Source organism: Bartonella sp. AP58NXGY (assembly GCF_042195785.1).
Classification (GTDB): Bacteria; Pseudomonadota; Alphaproteobacteria; order Rhizobiales; family Rhizobiaceae; genus Bartonella.
Map to the genome: position 1 here is coordinate 1 of NZ_JBHIOY010000185.1, position 814 is coordinate 814.

Below are 814 nucleotides of genomic sequence, written 5' to 3' on the forward strand. Positions count from 1 at the left end.
TCTGACTCGTTTTTTCTTAAGAAAGTTCTTGCACAAGATAAGACAAGAACCTTTTCTATCGTTATACTATCACGTATCGGTATCTTAGAAAGTATTTATTTATCAATATTTACACATTATTAAAAAAACTGCCATCATCTTTCATGGTATTTAAAACTTATGCTTAACAGACAAAGTCAAATGATTGCATGGGGTGCTCCTGCAGATTGATCCAATAAATTTTCAAGCGCTGCTCTTTGCGGGGATGTTTGTGATGTATGCAGATGCACAGAGTCTGTAGGGTAAACAGAGCCTGTCGTATTCACGTGATATTAAAAGCTTTCATTGGGTTCAGAGAATAATTGTAAAATGGCTCTTTGTTTTATCGAAGTGAGCGTTCTAAATCTTTTAAGCAGCAGGTATTCTTCTCTACTGGAGATAGTTTCATCATGGTGGGGCTGTCGTTTTGGCATGATATCCGCATAAAAAAAAGAAATCGGAATAGTCAAAATATCAGAAATTTCCATTAAACGCCCTGCGCTGACACGATTTAAGCCTTTTTCATATTTTTGAATTTGTTGGAAGCTTACACCTAAAGCGTGTCCTAAAGTTGTTTGAGACATTTTTAGCATTTTTCGTCTCAAACGAATTTTTTTGCCGACAAAAAGATCAATATTAAGATTGTTGATTTGCATTTTACCCTCCCGCCGGTTGCGAGCGCCCTCGCATGAGTATTCCGGGAGTCAAAAATACTGAACTCAAATCAGCTCTTTTGCTTTTAGTGCTGGTAAGCACCTGGACATGGCAAAAACTCCCGGAATCCCGGGATACCTAC

At 37.8% G+C, this 814-nt stretch carries 1 protein-coding gene; it reads right to left on the reverse strand.

Annotated elements, in window-relative coordinates; translation table 11 throughout:
• Positions 1–311: 311 nt before the first annotated feature.
• The gene (locus ACFINC_RS10340; protein WP_375617155.1) at positions 312–674 is read right to left on the reverse strand and encodes a helix-turn-helix domain-containing protein; all 363 of its coding nucleotides are present in this window, start codon (positions 672–674) and stop codon (positions 312–314) included.
• Positions 675–814 lie beyond the last annotated feature (140 nt).